A 16,726-nucleotide genomic window follows, 5' to 3' on the forward strand; every position below is an offset into this window, starting at 1 on the left:
CGCGCCATTAGCCGCACAATACCCACCCCGCACAGCACATTCAGGAGATCTCATGATTCGTAAGGCTCTGTTCGCCGCGCTACTGCTGACGGCAGCGCAGGCACACGCTGACTACCAGTGCAGCGTTAATCCGCAGAATGATGTGGTGATCACCCCGCAAAGCGTTCAGGTTGTCGGCAGCAACGGCAATCTCACGATGACTCCACAGGGTGATGTCACCTTTAACGGCAAAAAGATTACCGTTGATAACGCGGCACGTCAGCAGGCGATTGATTACCAGAGCGCGCTGCGTCGCGATTTGCCGTGGGTCAGCAACGGCGCTAAAACGCGCCTCGAACGCGGGCGTGCCGCACTGGATAAAGTGATCGTTGAAAAACTGGGCAGCGACAGCAACGTGCGCAACCGCCTGACCACGCTGGATGGCCAGCTGAAGCAGCAGATGAATCGCATCATTGAGCAGCGCCAGGATGGCCTGACGTTCCACCACCAGGCAATAAACCAGGTGCGCGCTGACGGACAGAAGCTGGTACAGAGCACGCTGGGCGGCGTACTGCAGGATAGCCTGAATGAGATGGGCACGCAGCAGGCGACCAGCGGCAGTAATCCGCTGCAGGCGCTGATGGGCAATCTGGGTGGTCTGCAGCAGTCGATTCAGACTGAATGGAACAACCAGGAGCGCGATTTCCAGAACTTTGGCCATGAGGTCTGCAACCGGGTCATCGCGCTGGAAAACCAGCGTAAAACGCTGGTGAAGAGTATTAACTAGCAAAAAAAGAGCGGCCACCGGGCCGCTCTGATTACATAAACAGTTCCAGCAACGAATTCAGGAACAGTTTGCCTTTCTCGGTGATCTGCCACTCGCTGGCGCTCTCAGTGACATAGCCTGCGGCGATAGCCTGCTCCATCTGCGGGCGGATCGTCTGTTCATCCAGCCCGGTATAACGCTGAAACTCCGCGCGCGGCGCCGCTTCCAGCAGGCGGAACCGGTTCATAAAGAACTCAAACGGCTTATCTTCGTCCGCCACTTCATGTTGCTTATCAAGATAGTTGCCCTTCATAAAGCCGCGCGGATGACGGGTTTTGACCGTCCGCACAATGCGGCCATCCGCCTGCGTCAGCTTACCGTGCGCTCCGCAGCCGATACCGAGATAATCACCGAAGCGCCAGTAGTTGAGATTGTGCTCACAGCGATAGCCCGGCTTCGCGTAGGCTGAGGTTTCATACTGCTGATAGCCGGCAGCCGTCAGCAGCTGGTGCCCCTGCTCGTAGATATCCCACAGCGCATCATCATCCGGCAGCTGCGGTGGTCGTGAGCCAAACAGCGTGTTCGGCTCAATGGTTAGCTGATACCAGGAGAGATGCGGCGGGTTAAGCGCAATTGCCTGACGGAGATCGTCCAGCGCCTCTTCCAGCGACTGGTCAGGCAGGCCATGCATCAGATCCAGATTAAAACTGCGCAGCCCGAGCGCGGCGGCCAGTTCAGCGGCGCGTTTCGCCTCCTGCGGTCCATGAATACGCCCCAGCCGCTCCAGCTTCTGCGGACTAAAACTCTGCACGCCGATGGAAATGCGATTGATCCCCGCAGCCTGATAGCCGCTGAAGCGATCGGCTTCCACCGTGCCGGGATTCGCTTCCATGGTGATCTCCGCATCAGCCGCCAGCGGCAGGCGCGCCCGTACGCCATCCATCAGCGTCTGCATCGCGTGGCTGCTCAGCAGGCTTGGCGTGCCGCCGCCAATAAAGATGGTGCGTACCTCGCGTCCGGCGGTCAGAGGCAGGTCCTGCTCAAGATCCTGCAGCAGGTGCTGCACATACTCCAGATGCGGGACTTCCCCTTTCAGCGCGTGTGAGTTGAAGTCGCAGTAGGGGCACTTCTGTACGCACCACGGAATATGGATGTAGAGGCTCAGCGGTGGTAACTCAGCCATTGCGCATCGCGTCCAGCAGCAGCGTTAACGCTTTACCCCGATGGGAGAGGGCACGCTTCTCCTCTTTGCTCAGTTCAGCGGCGGTTTTACCCGCTTCCGGTACAAAGAAGATGGGATCGTAGCCAAAGCCGCCTTCACCGGCCGCCGTACGGGTAATTTCGCCCGCCCAGCTGCCGTGAAACACCAGCGGTACCGGGTCAGCGGCGTGCCGCACATAGACCAGCACACAGTGAAACTGCGCCTGACGCGCGCCATCCGGCACATTTTCCAGCGCCAGCAGCAGCTTCTCCAGATTTTGCTGGTCGCTGGCTTCTGCGCCAGCATAGCGTGCGGAGTAGATGCCGGGCGCGCCGCCCAGCGCATCTACCGCCAGACCGGAATCATCCGCGATAGCCGGCAGGCCGGTTATCTGCGCCGCGTGACGCGCTTTAAGCAGCGCATTTTCAATGAAGGTCAGACCGGTCTCTTCGGCTGACTCCACGCCAAGCTCCGTTTGCGCCACGATATCCAGCCCGAAATCAGCGAGCAGATCGGCCAGTTCGCGAACTTTGCCCGGATTACCGGTTGCGAGAACAACTTTTTGCATAACAGTTCCAGATTAACAAATTACAGCAGATACCAGAGACCCGGGAACAGGTCCATGCCAAGGAAATTCAGCGCATAGAGCACCAGAATGACAATCATGGCGGAGAAGTCGATACCGCCCATAGCGGGCAGCATACGGCGAATAGGTGCCATCAGCGGTTCGGTAAGCTGTATCAGCACGTGATCCAGCGGCCCGCGTCCCTGACTGATCCAGCTCATCAGCGAGCGGATAATAATGACCCAGAACACCAGATTACCGGCTGACTTCAGCAGCGACAGCAGTCCTACCAGCAGATTGGTGGGATCAACCGAGAAAGCGCCGACCTGAATCAGCAGCAGAATCGGATACTTCAGCGTGGTCAGCACAAACGCCAGCAGCAGCGAGGCGGTATCGATGGGGCCGATAGCGGGCAGCACGCGACGCAGCGGTTTGATCACCGGCTGCGTAATCTTCACCACAAACTGCGCCAGCGGATTGTAGAAGTCGCAGCGTGACCACTGCATCCAGATACGCAGCAGCAGTACCATGACGTAGAGATCGATCAGCGTTTTGACTAAAAACGTCAGTGTTAACATGGAGTTCCTCAGTTATTGTTGTGAAGGTCGCGCATAATCCCGCGCGCCAAACAGGGCGGTGCCAATTCTTACCATAGTGCTGCCGGCCGCGATTGCCGCTTCCATATCGTCGCTCATGCCCAGTGAAAGCGTATCAATGGCGGGATAGTCGCGCTGCAGCGCATGAAACGCACTGGCCATCTGCTGGCAGACGGCCAGCTGGCGTGCATAATCCTGCTCGGGAGCCGGAATCGCCATCAGGCCGCGCAGGCTCAGGCGGGGCAGGGCGGCGATAGCCGCGGCCAGCGCCGGAACAGCCTCCAGCATGATGCCAGATTTACTGTTTTCGTCACTGATATTTACCTGAATTAACACGTTAAGCGGCGGCAGGTGCGCCGGACGCTGGTCGTTAAGCCGCTGCGCAATACGCAGGCGATCAACGGTATGACACCAGGCAAAATGTTCGGCGACCAGACGGCTTTTATTGGATTGCAGCGGACCGATAAAGTGCCACTGCAGATCGCCTTCCGTCATCAGCGCCGCGATCTTTTCCACCCCTTCCTGCACGTAGTTTTCGCCAAACGCGCGCTGCCCGGCGGCAACCGCTTCTGCGACAGCGCTCGCAGGTTTGGTTTTGCTTACTGCAAGCAACGTAATCTCTTCTGGCGCCCGGCCGCAACGCACGGCAGCGGCAGCGATACGCTCGCGTACCTGATGTAAGTTGTGCTCAATGGAAGTCATAGTCAGGAGAAATAAATGGATTTAGATGAAATTGTGGCCCTTAGTGTAAAGCATAACGCCGCCGATCTGCACCTGTGCAGCGGACATTTACCGCACTGGCGGCGGCAGGGCGTGCTGGAGCCGGTGCCGCAGCAGCCGCCGCTGTCATCTGCGTGGCTGGAGACGTTTGCTACGCGGTTTCTCAGCGCTGCGCAGCAGTCGGAGCTTGACGTCACCGGACAGGCGGACTTTGCCCTGACGCTCAGCAGCGGCGTACGGCTGCGTGCCAATCTTTTCACCCAGCGGCACGGATTATCACTGGCGCTGCGGCTGATTGCGCAGACGATCCCGCCGCTGGCGCAGCTGCGCCTGCCGCCTGCCGTGCAGCAGCTCCTGCAGCTGCAGGAGGGACTGGTTCTGATTAGCGGTGCAACCGGCAGCGGCAAGTCGACGACGCTGGCTGCACTGGTACAGGCGCTGAACCAGCAGCAGGCGCGGCATATCATCACTCTGGAGGATCCGATCGAGTTTGTGCACCGGAGTCAGCGTTCGCTGATTCAGCAGCGTGAAGTGGGGACGCACTGCCTCTCTTTTCAGCACGGGCTGAAAGCGGCGCTGCGTGAAGATCCCGACGTTATTCTGCTGGGTGAACTGCGCGACAGTGAGACGATCCGTTTAGCCCTGACCGCCGCTGAGACCGGACATCTGGTGCTCGCTACGCTGCATACCCGCAGCGCGGCGCAGGCGGTTGATCGTCTGGTTGATGTCTTTCCGGCCGAAGAGAAAAACCTGGTGCGCACGCAGCTGGCGGGCAGCCTGAAAGCGGTAGTGGCGCAGCGGCTGGTGGCGGCGAAAGCGGGCGGACGTGTTGCGCTGTATGAGGTGCTGATCGCCACGCCTGCGGTAGCCAGCCTGATCCGTGAAGGCAAAGGACATCAGCTGCCGGGCGTGCTGCAGACCGGTGCGCAGCATGGCATGCAGACCTTTGCGCAAAGTGAACAGGCACGCCGCGCGGAGGGCATTATTGACCAGGCAAGCGGATAGCGGAGCTGAAGCAGCACTGATGCTGCAGCTGTGCGCCCGGTCAGCTCCCGGCATCGGCTACACCTGCTGACCGGAGTGCGCTTTATCGCGTTTACGCTGCTTGCAGCGTCAGTGGGTTTCGAACCAGTCCTGCAAAATAATCACGGCCGACTGTGAGTCTACCTGTCCTTTCTGCAGTGCACGAAAGCCGCCGCGCTTAAAGAGATCGGCGCGCGCCTCAACGGTACTCAGGCGCTCATCCTGCAGCTCAACGCGTACGCCAAAGCGGCCGTGCAGGCGATTGGCAAATTTGCGTGCGCGTGCAGTCAGCGGCTGTTCGGTGCCGTCCATATTCAGCGGCAGGCCGACCACCACGTAGTCAGGCTGCCACTCCTTCAGCAGTTTCTCAATCAGGTTCCAGTCTGGCGTGCCTTCCTGAGCTTTCAGCGCTGTCAGCGGGCGTGCGGTGCCGGTGAGCTGCTGACCCACGGCAACACCGATGCTTTTGGTGCCAAAATCAAAGCCGAGCAGCGTTGCATTCTGCATCAGGCGTGTCCCGCATCGCTGGTCATGTTATGAATATCGACACCCATGCTGCGGGCGGCTTCGCGCCAGCGTCCGGCAATCGGCGTCTGGAACAAAATTTGCGTGTCGGCCGGGGTCGTAAGCCAGGCGTTCTCCAGCAGCTCGTTCTCCAGCTGATCTTTTTCCCAGGCGCAGTAGCCGAGTGCGACCAGCACATTCTCCGGCTGCTGAGCAGTGCCGATCGCTTCCAGCACATCGCGCGAGGTAGTAATCACGGTGTTGTCTGAGATGCGAATACTGGAGGCATAAGTATGCTGCGCAGAGTGCAGAATAAAACCGCGATCTTCCGCCAGCGGGCCGCCGGCAAACACCGGTTTATCGAGCTTAATCGCCGGATCGCGCTCTGACGGAGTGATTTTTAGCTTCTTCAGAATACCCTCTACCGTCAGGTTCTCCATCGGTTTATTAATAATCAAACCCATCGCACCCTCTTCATTATGCTCGCAGATATAGACAACAGAGCGTTTGAACAGAGGATCCTGCAGAGAGGGCATCGCTATCAAAAAATGATGCTGTAAATTCATTGTCACTCATTTACCGAAGAGAACCGGCGCCAGTGCGGCAGCGCCGGTATCAAAGGGGTTAGGGAGTTTGCACTCCGGCTGCGTCCTCAGCCCAGACGTTTTTCGATCGCGTCCATCAGCATTCCGGTAACTGAAATCGGGAACGCCGCTTCAATTTCCCGTACGCAGGTTGGGCTGGTGACATTCACTTCAGTAAGTTTATCACCGATGATATCCAGGCCAACAAAAATCAGCCCCTTCGCTTTCAGCGTGGGACCGACACGCCGTGCAATTTCCCAGTCGCTGTCAGAAAGCGGGCGCGCTTCGCCGCGACCACCGGCTGCAAGATTGCCGCGCGTTTCGCCGCCCTGTGGAATACGCGCCAGGCAGTAAGGCACCGGCTCGCCATCGACGACCAGGACGCGCTTATCGCCCTCTTTAATCGCCGGCAGATAATTTTGCGCCATGCAGAAGAACTGGCCATGGTTGGTCAGGGTTTCTGTGATCACGCCGAAGTTTGCGTCATCCTGCTTAACGCGGAAAATGGATGCGCCACCCATACCGTCAAGCGGCTTCAGAATGACATCACCATGTTCCTGCCAGAAAGCGCGCAGCTGCTCTTTATTACGCGTGACCAGCGTATCCGGCGTCAGATCTGCAAACCATGCAGTATAGAGCTTTTCGTTACAATCGCGCAGGCTCTGCGGTTTGTTCACAATCAGCGTACCCTGCTCCTCAGCCCGCTCCAGCAGATAGGTCGCGTAAATAAACTCGGTGTCAAAAGGTGGATCTTTACGCATCAGCACAACGTTGAGATCGGCCAGCGGGATAGTCTGCTCGCTGCCAAACTCATACCACTGCGAAGCATTCTGCTCCACGCTCAGCAGACGCGTACGGGCGTAGGTCACGCCGCCGCGCAGAGAGAGGTCGCCCATCTCCATGTAATGAATTTCGTAGCCACGACGCTGTGCCTCCAGCAACATGGCGAAGCTGGTGTCTTTTTTAATATTGATAGACGAAATCGGGTCCATCACAATGCCAAGCTTAATCATTATTCTCTCCTCAGAGGGGATATCAGCGACGTCCTTCTATGCGAAAGCGTCGTGCTGTGTAGTAGTCTGCGTCTCTTTTACGGCCCGAATTATCCCTTAACCGAGATCGCCAAACCTCACCTGAAGTGCCGTTATAGCGGTGAGGGCAGTGGTTTCCGTGCGCAGCACGCGCGGCCCCAGTAATATATCCGTAAAGCCCTGCTGCGCCGTCATGGCGATCTCCTCAGCAGATAATCCCCCTTCAGGGCCAATCAGCAGCCGCACCCGCTCAACCGGTTGCGGCAGGGTGTTGATGCTGTGGCTGGCGCGTGGATGAAGATTCAGCCTGATGCCCTCATCAGCTTCGGCACACCAGGCTTCCAGCGTCATCGCGTCACGAATCAGCGGTACGCGGTTGCGGCCACACTGCTCGCAGGCGGCGATAGCAATCTTCTGCCACTGCTGGATCTTCTTTGCCAGCCTTTCTGCATCCAGCTTCACGCCGCAGCGCTCAGAAAACAAGGGCGTAATCACGTTTACGCCCAGCTCTATCGATTTCTGGATGGTGAATTCCATTTTTTCACCACGCGACATCACCTGACCCAGATGTAAATGCAAGGGGGATTCCCGGTCATCAGGCTGACCGCTAAGAACCCTTACTTTTACACGCTTTTTATCCGCCTGGGTGATTTCGGCGTTAAAAGTCAGATTAGTGCCATCAAACAGTTCAAGCATCTGCCCGGCGCCCATGCGCAGCACGCGGCCAACGTGGTTAGCCGCGTCATCTTCAAGAAAGATTTCACTGTCAACAGAGAGCGGTTCGGGGTGATAAATGCGGGGTATACGCATGCGGTTCCTGCCAGCGTTATTGCCGCATCCCGTGATGCGGCGCAAAAATAATAAGCTAGTTTAGGGTAGCGCTTTTAGCGCTGGCAAGCGCGCTGTACATACGGGTTGTGATTTCCCTGCACCTGAGCAATACGGCTGTCGCGCTCGCACTCCCAGACGCTGACCGGATAGAGCTTGTCCCAGGCGCTGAACAGCTGAGTCTGCTGGCGGGAGAGGCGCAGCTGATAGCGATCGCGCATGTAAAAGTAGGTGCGTGCAATGGCGCCGCGCGCGCGGGCCGGCGGTTCAGCCAGTTTCTGTTTGAAGTCCACTTTCATCGCGCACTGCCCGTAAGGCTGCTCGCCGCCGTTCCACTGGCTGTACTGGAAATTGTTGCGATCGCCGTTAACCTCGCCGATAGCGGGCTGAAGATTATGCAGATCGCTCTCTATACGGCGATAGACCGGATCTTTGGCGCAGTTTTTTCGCCCTCCCTCCTGCCAGCACTGGCGCTGATGGCCAAATTCCCACGCCGGAACCACATGTTCCCATTCAATGCGCCCGGCGCGGTTGGCGTTTTTTCGTACGCTATAGCCGCAGCTTTTAAGATCGGGCACGCCTTTTTTTCCCTGCCAGCTGATTGTGCAGCCGCAGTAGAAATCGGGCGCATCCGCGTTGATTTGCGATGCGACCACTTTTGCCTGGCGAAAATTATTCTGATGAAACGAAGAGAAGCTGAGGCTGTACGCGCTAAGCGGTGCCAGCAGCAGAGGAAGAAGTAACAGCGTTTTGCGAGACATATTCCAGAAATTTACCCGATACCCAAAAAAGGGCGGCAGGGTAGCAGAATGACCGGAGCGGGGAAATGGGATTAGCGCGCTATATGCTGCTGAATTCGCCGGGCTGCAGCAGTGAACCACAGCGAACGCAGCGATATTCACTTTCTCCGCGCAGCACGCGATTATGCCGGCGCACGGTCAGCTGATGCTGCTGACAGCTGCAGCGATAGGTGAAGGTGTTGGTGCGCACCGAGTTCAGGGCAAACTGATGAGTACGGCGTGCCGGCACGCCGAGCACCGTCTCCATCATCCACTTCCACTCTTTGCCGTGCGGCGCAACGCGCCCGAAGCGCTTCCACACCAGCAGGTGCGCCAGTTCATGCGGCACCACTTCGTCGGTGAACGCCTGCAGATTCTCCTGCAGCAGCACCGGATTCAGCCGGATCTCCCACTTCTCCAGCCAGGCGGTACCTGCGGCAGTGCCGCGCTGCTGGTAGAGCAGTGCGGGTTCATCAAAGGTGCATTCAAGGCGCTGTGCGGCGAGCTGCAAAAAGTGCCGCAGCGATCGCATGACCGCCTGCTGACAGGCGACAGGTACGCGGGTCGTTTTCATGGCGGGCAGCATACCATACGCTGCGCTGGCGCGGCAGCGGGCAGTCGCGCCCATAAAAAAGGGCCGCCCGCAGGCAGCCCTTGTCACTCAGTAAAACATTACTGCTGACCGATGTCGCGCAGTTTTTTACCTGCCATCAGGTTACGCTCAATGTGCTCCAGCGAGACGTTTTTGGTCTCCGGGATCAGCACCAGCGTCAGCACAATGAAGAACAGGTTAAGGCCGGCATAGACCCAGAAGGTCGGCGCGTTGCCCAGCGTGTTCAGCATGGTCAGGAAGGTGGCGCCCACGATCATGTTGGCGATCCAGTTCGTGGTGGTCGAGACGGTAATCCCGAAATCGCGCCCTTTCAGCGGCTGAATTTCAGAGCAAAGCACCCAAATTAGCGGGCCGGCTGACATGGCAAAGCCGATGATAAACATCAGCAGCATCGCCACGGCGAAGTACTGTGCGCCCTGAGAGTGGATGCCCAGGTGCAGCATAGTGCCGAGAACGCCCATACCGGCCGCCATAACCATAAAGCCCAGCACCAGCGTCGGTTTACGGCCCCAGCGATCGACCAGACCGATAGCGATAAAGGTCGCCAGAACGTTGACCAGACCAACAATCACCGTACCCCACATCTGCTGCGTGGTGTTGGCGAAGCCGGCAATTTCAAAAATTTTCGGCGCGTAATACATAATGACGTTCATGCCGGTGAACTGCTGCATCACCTGCAGCAGCACGCCGAGGAACACCGCACGACGGAAGTTGCTGTTGCCCTGGAACAGCTGCCAGCCAGACTGTTTTACTTTCAGGCTCTCACGGATCTCATCCAGCTCACGTTTTGCCTGTTCGCTGGTGTCGCGCAGGCGATCCAGCACGCGCTGCGCATCGCGGAAGTTACCTTTCGCAGCCAGCCAGCGCGGGCTGTTTGGCAGAAAGAAGACGCCAACCAGCAGCAGAACCGCAGGGATAGTGATCACGCCCAGCATCCAGCGCCACTCTCCGGATGCGCTGAACGCGGTATCAGAGAGATAGGCACCCAGAATACCGATGGTGATCATCAGCTGATAGAGCGAAATCATACTGCCGCGGATTTTCTCTGGTGCAATTTCAGAGAGATAGAGCGGGGCGGTGTAAGACGCCACGCCAACTGCCAGGCCCAGTACTACGCGGGCAGCAATCAGCATCTCCGGGTTTGGCGCCATAGCTGACCACAGCGAACCGATAACAAACAGCACAGAGCCGGCCATCAGGCTCTTTTTACGACCCAGGTGTGATGACATCCAGCCGCTGCCGATTGCACCGACCGCCGCGCCAAACATCATCGAGCTGACAATCCACTCCTGCTGGTGAGCAGTAACGTTGAAATCTTTAGCGATAAAGGGCAGGGCACCTGCGATGACACCGATATCCAGCCCGAACAGCAGGCCGGCTAACGCCGCCAGAAAGCAGACAAACAGGGTCATCGCCTTGTTTGAGGTTCTGCTTTTGTGAGTATTACCAGGCATAAAGCCTCCGAAAGTTATTTGTCTTGTTTTTTATTAATGCTAAGAGACCTGTACACGATAAAAAGTGAGCGCGATCACACGAATGTAACCGCTTACACACGCCGAAACCCTGTAATCCAGCATTTTTTGCCCGGAACAGTCTCTTCGCCAGTAAGGTATAGCACCCTTCAAGTTTCTGACATCGCTTTAAATATTGCCTATCAGACGACGCTGAAAATAACGCATTTTCAGAGTGATGACTACGCTGAAAAATCTCTAAATTACAGATTAAAAAAGAGTTTTAGAATGTAATCGTTAACACTTTGTTATCACAGTGGTGATAAGAGTGTAGCCAGTGAAAAATTTTATGCCCGGGAAAGCCTGAAGCCAGCTATATCACGGGATTTCACCCGGCAGAATGCACGTAGGGGGCGCATTAATGCGCCCCTGGTCCGGAAGATGTACGCAGCCAGGGCGGCATAAATGCCGCCCCTACGGTTAAACATGACCCACGTTGACGAGGCGATTAATGGCGCGGAACGTAGGGGGCGCATTAATGCGCCCCTGGCCCGGAAGATGTACGCAGCCAGGGCGGCATAAATGCCGCCCCTACGGTTAAACATGACCCACGTTGACGAGGCGATTAATGGCGCGGAACGTAGGGGGCGCATTAATGCGCCCCTGGCCCGGATGATTTACGAAATCAGCGCGGCGGGGGATGTTCAGGCATAAAAAAGCCCGCACAGAGCGGGCTATTAAACAGAATACTCTGCGCTTACAGGCCAGCGGCTTCGCGCAGCAGGGCGGCTTTATCCGTCTGCTCCCACGGGAAGTGTTCGCGGCCAAAGTGACCGTAGGCGGCGGTCTCTTTATAGATAGGTTTCAGCAGATCCATCATCTGAATCAGACCGTAAGGGCGCAGGTCAAAGAATTCACGAACCAGCAGCGTCAGCTGTTCGGTCGGTACTTTCTCAGTGCCAAAGGTTTCTACCATGATCGACGTTGGCTCTGCCACGCCGATAGCGTAGGAAACCTGAATCTCGCAGCGATCGGCCAGGCCGGCAGCAACAATGTTTTTTGCCACATAGCGCGCGGCGTAGGCTGCAGAGCGGTCAACTTTTGATGGATCTTTACCGGAGAAAGCACCGCCACCGTGACGAGCCATGCCGCCGTAGGTATCAACGATGATTTTACGGCCGGTCAGGCCACAGTCACCCATCGGGCCGCCAATAACAAAGCGACCGGTCGGATTGATATGGTATTTAGTGCTGGCGTTGATCCACTCAGCAGGCAGCACCGGCTTAATGATCTCTTCCATCACCGCTTCACGCAGATCGGCCTGAGAAACCTCTTCTGAATGCTGGGTTGAGAGCACGACAGCGTCGATACCGACAATTTTGCCACCATCATACTGGAAGGTGATCTGGCTTTTGGCGTCCGGGCGCAGCCAGGACAGCGTGCCATTTTTACGCACTTCAGCCTGACGCTGCACCAGACGGTGCGCATAGGTAACCGGCGCAGGCATAAGCACATCTGTTTCGTTAGTTGCGTAACCAAACATCAGACCCTGATCGCCCGCACCCTGCTCCAGCGGATCGGTACGATCTACGCCCTGATTAATATCAGGTGACTGCTTGCCAATGGCGCTCAGTACGGCGCAGGAGTTGGCATCAAAGCCCATATCAGAATGAACATAGCCGATCTCACGTACGGTATTGCGGGTGATCTCTTCAATATCGACCCAGGCGCTGGTGGTGATTTCACCGCCTACCAGTACCATACCGGTTTTGACGTAAGTTTCGCAGGCCACGCGCGCTTTCGGATCCTGTTCGAGGATGGCATCCAGCACGGCATCGGAAATTTGGTCAGCGATCTTATCAGGATGTCCTTCTGATACGGACTCAGATGTAAAAAGGTGTTTAGCCATTCTGTTCTTTACCTTAGAAATGGGTTGAATTCGACTGCATAGCGCCAGTGAAAAACCTGCTTAGCGCCCCTTCAGGCAAAGCCACGAGCAGCAGGGAGTGTCAGCACGCCAGGCTCACACCGCCTGGAACTTATTCAGTTTAGATGGAAAACCATCTGGACGGCTATTTTAGGTTACCCGATGTGCATTTTACCAGAGCTTTTTCTGATTCGGTTTGTTTCAAAAAGCGGCTTACTGGAAGCTTTTGCTGACAGCGCGCGCAGGGCGGGGACAAAGATTTTGCAATTTTACCCGGCTGGCGGTATAAAACGCCGCTATTGATGCCAGGACGCCGTCAGGCGTTGCACGATCAGATACCGTGTCTGATTTTTTTCCGCTCCGTTTCCGCATGCTGCCCGCAGGCGCTGGAGGTGAGTAAAGTAATGAACCGTTCCCATCTGCTCTCTGGTTCACAGCGCATATTTTGCGCGCTGGCCTCTCTTTCTGCTGTTCACTCTTCCTGTTCTTTCTGTCGATGTTTGCCGCCGCGCAATCATGACGACATGCATAGCCATTAAACTGCGGCTGAAATCAGACACCAGCACACGCGCGTGATTTATACCCGCAGCCGTGCCAAATCCGATTGGATTTCCACTGACTGCAGCACGATGTTTTACACTTACTGGCAGTAACACCCGGGGTAACCTGATGAGGCGGGACACGCAGCATGAATAAGTTTTTAGCCGCAAACGCACCAGCAGTACCTGATAACTCTCTACTATTTCAACAGAAAACTGAGGTTCGCGATGTCTGACGACATGAAGAATATCAAGGGTTCGTCAGCTGGCGAACAGGGTGTCCTCCGCTCAATGCAGGAGGTGGCGATAAGCGATCAGGAAGCGAGCCGTATGCTGCGCACCTATAACATCGCCTGGTGGGGCAACAACTATTACGACGTAAACGAGCTGGGCCATATCAGCGTATGTCCGGATCCCGATCGGCCTGAGGTGCGGGTTGACCTGGCGAAGCTGGTCAAAGAGCGCGAGGCTGACGGTCAGCGTCTGCCGGCGCTGTTCTGTTTTCCGCAGATCCTGCAGCATCGTCTGCGCTCCATCAACGCGGCGTTCAAGCGCGCACGCGAATCCTATGGTTATAAAGGCGACTACTTCCTGGTTTATCCGATCAAGGTTAATCAGCACAAGCGCGTCATTGAATCGCTGGTTAACTCGGGTGAACCGCTGGGCCTTGAAGCGGGCTCAAAAGCAGAGCTGATGGCGGTACTGGCGCACGCGGGCAAAACGCGCACCGTTATCGTCTGTAATGGCTATAAAGATCGTGAATATATCCGGCTGGCGCTGATCGGTGAAAAGCTCGGCCATAAAGTCTACCTGGTGCTGGAAAAAATGACCGAGGTCCGTCTGGTACTGGAAGAGGCGGAGCGTCTGAATGTGGTACCGCGTCTCGGCATCCGCGCGCGCCTGGCCTCGCAGGGCTCGGGTAAGTGGCAGTCGAGCGGTGGTGAGAAATCGAAGTTTGGCCTGGCGGCATCTCAGGTGCTGCAGCTGGTGGATATCATGCGCAAAGCTGGCCGGCTTGACAGCCTGCAGCTGCTGCACTTCCATCTCGGCTCGCAGATGGCGAATATCCGCGATATCGCGACTGGCGTACGCGAATCTGCCCGCTTCTATGTTGAGCTGGCAAAGCTTGGCGTAAATATCAAATGCTTTGACGTCGGCGGCGGCCTCGGGGTGGACTATGAAGGCACCCGCTCTCAGTCTGACTGCTCGGTAAACTATGGCCTGAATGAGTATGCCAATAACGTTATCTGGGCGATTGGCGACGCCTGCGAAGAGCATGGTCTTGAACATCCGACGGTGATCACCGAGTCAGGCCGCGCCGTAACGGCACACCATACCGTGCTGGTCTCTAACATCATCGGCGTAGAGCGTAACGAATTCAGCACGCCGGTCGCACCTGATACGGATGCACCGCGCCCGATTCAGAGCCTGTGGGACACCTGGCAGGAGATGCATGAGCCCAACGTGCGCCGCTCGCTGCGTGAATGGCTGCATGACAGCCAGATGGATCTGTTTGATATCCACACCGGTTACTCATCCGGCACCTACGACCTGGGACAGCGCGCGTGGGCGGAACAGCTCTATCTGAGCATTTGTCACTACATCCAGCAGCATCTGGATCCGAGCAATCGTGCACACCGCCCGATTATCGATGAGCTGCAGGAGCGTATGGCAGATAAAATCTACGTTAACTTCTCTCTGTTTCAGTCGATGCCGGATGCCTGGGGTATCGATCAGCTCTTCCCGGTTATGCCGCTGGAAGGTCTGAACAAGATGCCGCAGCGCCGCGCTGTGCTGCTGGATATTACCTGTGACTCCGACGGGACAATCGACCATTACGTTGACGGTGACGGGATCGCAACCACTATGCCGATGCCTGAATATGACGTGGATAATCCGCCAATGCTGGGCTTCTTTATGGTGGGTGCTTATCAGGAGATCCTCGGCAATATGCATAATCTATTTGGTGACACCGAAGCAGTAGATGTGTTTGCTTTCCAGGATGGCAGCGTGGAAGTGCAGTTATCAGATGAAGGGGATACCGTCGCTGACATGCTGGAATATGTGCAGCTGAATCCGGACGATCTGATGACGCTATTCCGCGATCAGGTGAAACAACAGCAGGATATAGATGAAGAGCTGCGATCGCAGTTCCTTGCCGAGTTTGAAAGCGGCCTTTATGGTTATACCTATCTTGAAGATGAATAATCAGTAATAACGCATCGGGCCCTGCGGAGCCCTTTTTTTTGGCTTTAAAATTTTTTCTGGTTTGTGACGTAATTCACTATTTCATACGAGCGCCACTTCCTCGTTTTCTTCTGCCGCTGCTGTCCGATCAATTTGGCTTAAAAATCAATATCCTTTGCCGGTATCCCTCGCTCTGGCTCTGCATTTTCTTATGTATTGATAATTTTTTTAATGTTTCGCTTATCCTTAAATCATAATTTATTTATGTTTTTAATAAATAAGAGATGTTTTTAGCCGTGATGCATCTGGCGCATTTACAGGCGCCAGGTTTCCTGAAAAATATCTGGTTATTCCTAAAGTGAAACGCTGATAACGCCGCGCTTCAACATTAGTTTAATTCAAAATCAGTAATATAACGCTAAGTGAGACGCTTATGCTCGCGCAGTGCAAGAGAGCAGGCTTATTTACAGGTGCTATTTATAAAATATTACCGGAGCGGTTGTCAGAAAATGATTGGTTTTAACTATCATTTCAGGACCATTTTTAGCTCAAAACTATTTTTCAAAATGTAAATTGCAGGCTAATCTCCAGTTGCTATAGTAATTTTTGTCGATGTTTCTGTTTCGGTTAACATGAGTAATTCTGATCTTTTTGGCCTTGTCAGTAGCGTATTCAGGAAGGGTGCCATGACCGAGCGTTTTAATCCGGTTTTCTTGCTGGAACCCGTTCACAGTCTGACCGGAGAGGTGACTTCATGGGAGCTGCTGACACGTTTTAAAGAAAAAAAAGCGACAATTACACAACGTAATCCCGACAGAGAAGAGCATTTTTTCTCTCTGCTTCCTGCCGATGAAAAATGGCAGCTATTCCTTCACCAGGTCGAAAATATTATTCAGCTTGGTCAGCAGGGGTTTAACCAGGTTATCAGCGTAAACGTAGACAGAGATATTGTTGCCGGCATATTTGCAGACGAAGTCATTCAGGAAAAACTGGCGTCTGTTGCATTATTGCGGCTCGAAATCTCTGCATTTTTCACCTCGCGTTTTAATAGTGAGGATCTGCTGACCCTTAAAGGCGTAGCGAAAATTACGCCGGCTCCTCTCTGGCTCGACAATTTTGGTCCGGGTTATTCAAGCCTGACCATGCTTGACAGCGGAATATTTGAGATCGTCAAGATTGATAAAGCGTTTTTCTGGCAATTCAGCGAAGACCGCACCTTTGACATTCTGCTTAATCACCTTAATCAATTATGCCGCGGCGTCATTGTTGAGGGGGTTGAAAATCAGCACTATGTGGATCTGCTTGCGCATAAGCCCGTTTATGGCATGCAGGGTTACTACTGGCAGAGTGTTTATCTTGATGATTTATTTGCGTAATTCAGCACACAGCTTTGCGATTATGGTCTGCGCAGAAAGTCATTTCAGCTGAAAGGG

General features: G+C 55.3%; 16 protein-coding genes. 4 read left to right on the top strand and 12 right to left on the bottom strand.

The window, feature by feature from the left end; all coding sequences use genetic code 11:
• Nucleotides 1-52: 52 nt before the first annotated feature.
• A complete protein-coding gene (locus tag FS690_RS10635; protein ID WP_145339605.1) occupies nt 53-766 on the top strand; it encodes a DUF2884 domain-containing protein in 714 nt (237 codons plus the stop codon).
• A 31-nt stretch (nt 767-797) separates the two neighbouring features.
• On the opposite strand, the gene hemW is transcribed toward FS690_RS10635, so the two are convergent.
• The 4 genes from hemW to FS690_RS10655 are packed head-to-tail and all read right to left on the bottom strand — an operon-like array spanning nt 798 to nt 3,809.
• Nucleotides 798-1,928: a radical SAM family heme chaperone HemW gene (hemW, locus tag FS690_RS10640; protein ID WP_071668589.1), complete on the bottom strand. Its 1,131-nt coding sequence runs from the start codon at nt 1,926-1,928 to the stop codon at nt 798-800.
• Entirely contained in the window at nt 1,921-2,514 is a 594-nt protein-coding gene (locus FS690_RS10645; RefSeq protein ID WP_145339606.1) for an XTP/dITP diphosphatase, read from the bottom strand. The genes hemW and FS690_RS10645 overlap by 8 nt, the downstream gene beginning before the upstream one ends.
• A gap of 20 nt (nt 2,515-2,534) precedes the next feature.
• Nucleotides 2,535-3,089, bottom strand: coding sequence for a YggT family protein (locus FS690_RS10650; protein WP_039380096.1), 555 nt, complete (start codon nt 3,087-3,089; stop codon nt 2,535-2,537).
• A gap of 12 nt (nt 3,090-3,101) precedes the next feature.
• Complete coding sequence (locus FS690_RS10655) at nt 3,102-3,809, bottom strand: YggS family pyridoxal phosphate-dependent enzyme (protein ID WP_039380094.1); 708 nt, start codon at nt 3,807-3,809, stop codon at nt 3,102-3,104.
• A gap of 15 nt (nt 3,810-3,824) precedes the next feature.
• Here FS690_RS10655 and FS690_RS10660 point away from each other — a divergent pair, with 15 nt between their 5' ends.
• On the top strand, nt 3,825-4,832 hold the full coding sequence (locus FS690_RS10660; RefSeq protein WP_145339607.1) for a type IV pilus twitching motility protein PilT: 1,008 nt from the start codon (nt 3,825-3,827) through the stop codon (nt 4,830-4,832).
• Between the two features lie 108 nt (nt 4,833-4,940).
• On the opposite strand, the gene ruvX is transcribed toward FS690_RS10660, so the two are convergent.
• The 8 genes from ruvX to metK form a co-directional block, all read right to left on the bottom strand.
• Nucleotides 4,941-5,357, bottom strand: coding sequence for a Holliday junction resolvase RuvX (gene ruvX, locus FS690_RS10665; protein ID WP_039380089.1), 417 nt, complete (start codon nt 5,355-5,357; stop codon nt 4,941-4,943).
• Entirely contained in the window at nt 5,357-5,920 is a 564-nt protein-coding gene (locus FS690_RS10670) for a YqgE/AlgH family protein (protein ID WP_039380087.1), read from the bottom strand. Before FS690_RS10670 ends, ruvX begins: the two co-directional genes overlap by 1 nt.
• A gap of 86 nt (nt 5,921-6,006) precedes the next feature.
• Nucleotides 6,007-6,951, bottom strand: coding sequence for a glutathione synthase (gshB, locus tag FS690_RS10675; RefSeq protein ID WP_039380084.1), 945 nt, complete (start codon nt 6,949-6,951; stop codon nt 6,007-6,009).
• Nucleotides 6,952-7,047: 96 nt separating this feature from the next.
• Nucleotides 7,048-7,779, bottom strand: coding sequence for a 16S rRNA (uracil(1498)-N(3))-methyltransferase (gene rsmE, locus FS690_RS10680; RefSeq protein ID WP_039380081.1), 732 nt, complete (start codon nt 7,777-7,779; stop codon nt 7,048-7,050).
• 74 nt (nt 7,780-7,853) lie between these two features.
• On the bottom strand, nt 7,854-8,558 hold the full coding sequence (gene endA / locus FS690_RS10685) for a deoxyribonuclease I (protein WP_039380079.1): 705 nt from the start codon (nt 8,556-8,558) through the stop codon (nt 7,854-7,856).
• A gap of 79 nt (nt 8,559-8,637) precedes the next feature.
• Nucleotides 8,638-9,150: a SprT family zinc-dependent metalloprotease gene (locus FS690_RS10690; protein ID WP_139239665.1), complete on the bottom strand. Its 513-nt coding sequence runs from the start codon at nt 9,148-9,150 to the stop codon at nt 8,638-8,640.
• A gap of 98 nt (nt 9,151-9,248) precedes the next feature.
• Nucleotides 9,249-10,643 carry a sugar porter family MFS transporter gene (locus tag FS690_RS10695; protein WP_071668585.1) on the bottom strand — a complete coding sequence of 465 codons (1,395 nt, stop codon included), beginning with the start codon at nt 10,641-10,643 and terminating at the stop codon, nt 9,249-9,251.
• Between the two features lie 754 nt (nt 10,644-11,397).
• Complete coding sequence (metK, locus tag FS690_RS10700; RefSeq protein WP_071668584.1) at nt 11,398-12,549, bottom strand: methionine adenosyltransferase; 1,152 nt, start codon at nt 12,547-12,549, stop codon at nt 11,398-11,400.
• A 785-nt stretch (nt 12,550-13,334) separates the two neighbouring features.
• Between metK and speA the strand changes: the two genes are divergently transcribed.
• Both speA and FS690_RS10710 read left to right on the top strand, forming a co-directional pair.
• Entirely contained in the window at nt 13,335-15,314 is a 1,980-nt protein-coding gene (gene speA / locus FS690_RS10705) for a biosynthetic arginine decarboxylase (protein ID WP_039380074.1), read from the top strand.
• A gap of 665 nt (nt 15,315-15,979) precedes the next feature.
• Nucleotides 15,980-16,669, top strand: coding sequence for an EAL domain-containing protein (locus tag FS690_RS10710; RefSeq protein WP_145339608.1), 690 nt, complete (start codon nt 15,980-15,982; stop codon nt 16,667-16,669).
• The last annotated feature ends 57 nt before the right edge of the window (nt 16,670-16,726 follow it).

It is taken from the genome of Pantoea sp. PSNIH1 (genome assembly GCF_007680655.1).
GTDB classification, from domain to species: domain Bacteria; phylum Pseudomonadota; class Gammaproteobacteria; order Enterobacterales; family Enterobacteriaceae; genus Pantoea; species Pantoea eucrina.

Bases quoted from the DNA above. Each gene is read 5' to 3' on its own strand.
- FS690_RS10635 (WP_145339605.1), top strand. From the start codon at position 53: ATGATTCGTAAGGCTCTGTTCGCCGCGCTACTGCTGACGGCAGCGCAG.
- hemW (WP_071668589.1), bottom strand. From the start codon at position 1,928: ATGGCTGAGTTACCACCGCTGAGCCTCTACATCCATATTCCGTGGTGC.
- FS690_RS10645 (WP_145339606.1), bottom strand. From the start codon at position 2,514: ATGCAAAAAGTTGTTCTCGCAACCGGTAATCCGGGCAAAGTTCGCGAA.
- FS690_RS10650 (WP_039380096.1), bottom strand. From the start codon at position 3,089: ATGTTAACACTGACGTTTTTAGTCAAAACGCTGATCGATCTCTACGTC.
- FS690_RS10655 (WP_039380094.1), bottom strand. From the start codon at position 3,809: ATGACTTCCATTGAGCACAACTTACATCAGGTACGCGAGCGTATCGCT.
- FS690_RS10660 (WP_145339607.1), top strand. From the start codon at position 3,825: ATGGATTTAGATGAAATTGTGGCCCTTAGTGTAAAGCATAACGCCGCC.
- ruvX (WP_039380089.1), bottom strand. From the start codon at position 5,357: ATGCAGAATGCAACGCTGCTCGGCTTTGATTTTGGCACCAAAAGCATC.
- FS690_RS10670 (WP_039380087.1), bottom strand. From the start codon at position 5,920: ATGAATTTACAGCATCATTTTTTGATAGCGATGCCCTCTCTGCAGGAT.
- gshB (WP_039380084.1), bottom strand. From the start codon at position 6,951: ATGATTAAGCTTGGCATTGTGATGGACCCGATTTCGTCTATCAATATT.
- rsmE (WP_039380081.1), bottom strand. From the start codon at position 7,779: ATGCGTATACCCCGCATTTATCACCCCGAACCGCTCTCTGTTGACAGT.
- endA (WP_039380079.1), bottom strand. From the start codon at position 8,558: ATGTCTCGCAAAACGCTGTTACTTCTTCCTCTGCTGCTGGCACCGCTT.
- FS690_RS10690 (WP_139239665.1), bottom strand. From the start codon at position 9,150: ATGAAAACGACCCGCGTACCTGTCGCCTGTCAGCAGGCGGTCATGCGA.
- FS690_RS10695 (WP_071668585.1), bottom strand. From the start codon at position 10,643: ATGCCTGGTAATACTCACAAAAGCAGAACCTCAAACAAGGCGATGACC.
- metK (WP_071668584.1), bottom strand. From the start codon at position 12,549: ATGGCTAAACACCTTTTTACATCTGAGTCCGTATCAGAAGGACATCCT.
- speA (WP_039380074.1), top strand. From the start codon at position 13,335: ATGTCTGACGACATGAAGAATATCAAGGGTTCGTCAGCTGGCGAACAG.
- FS690_RS10710 (WP_145339608.1), top strand. From the start codon at position 15,980: ATGACCGAGCGTTTTAATCCGGTTTTCTTGCTGGAACCCGTTCACAGT.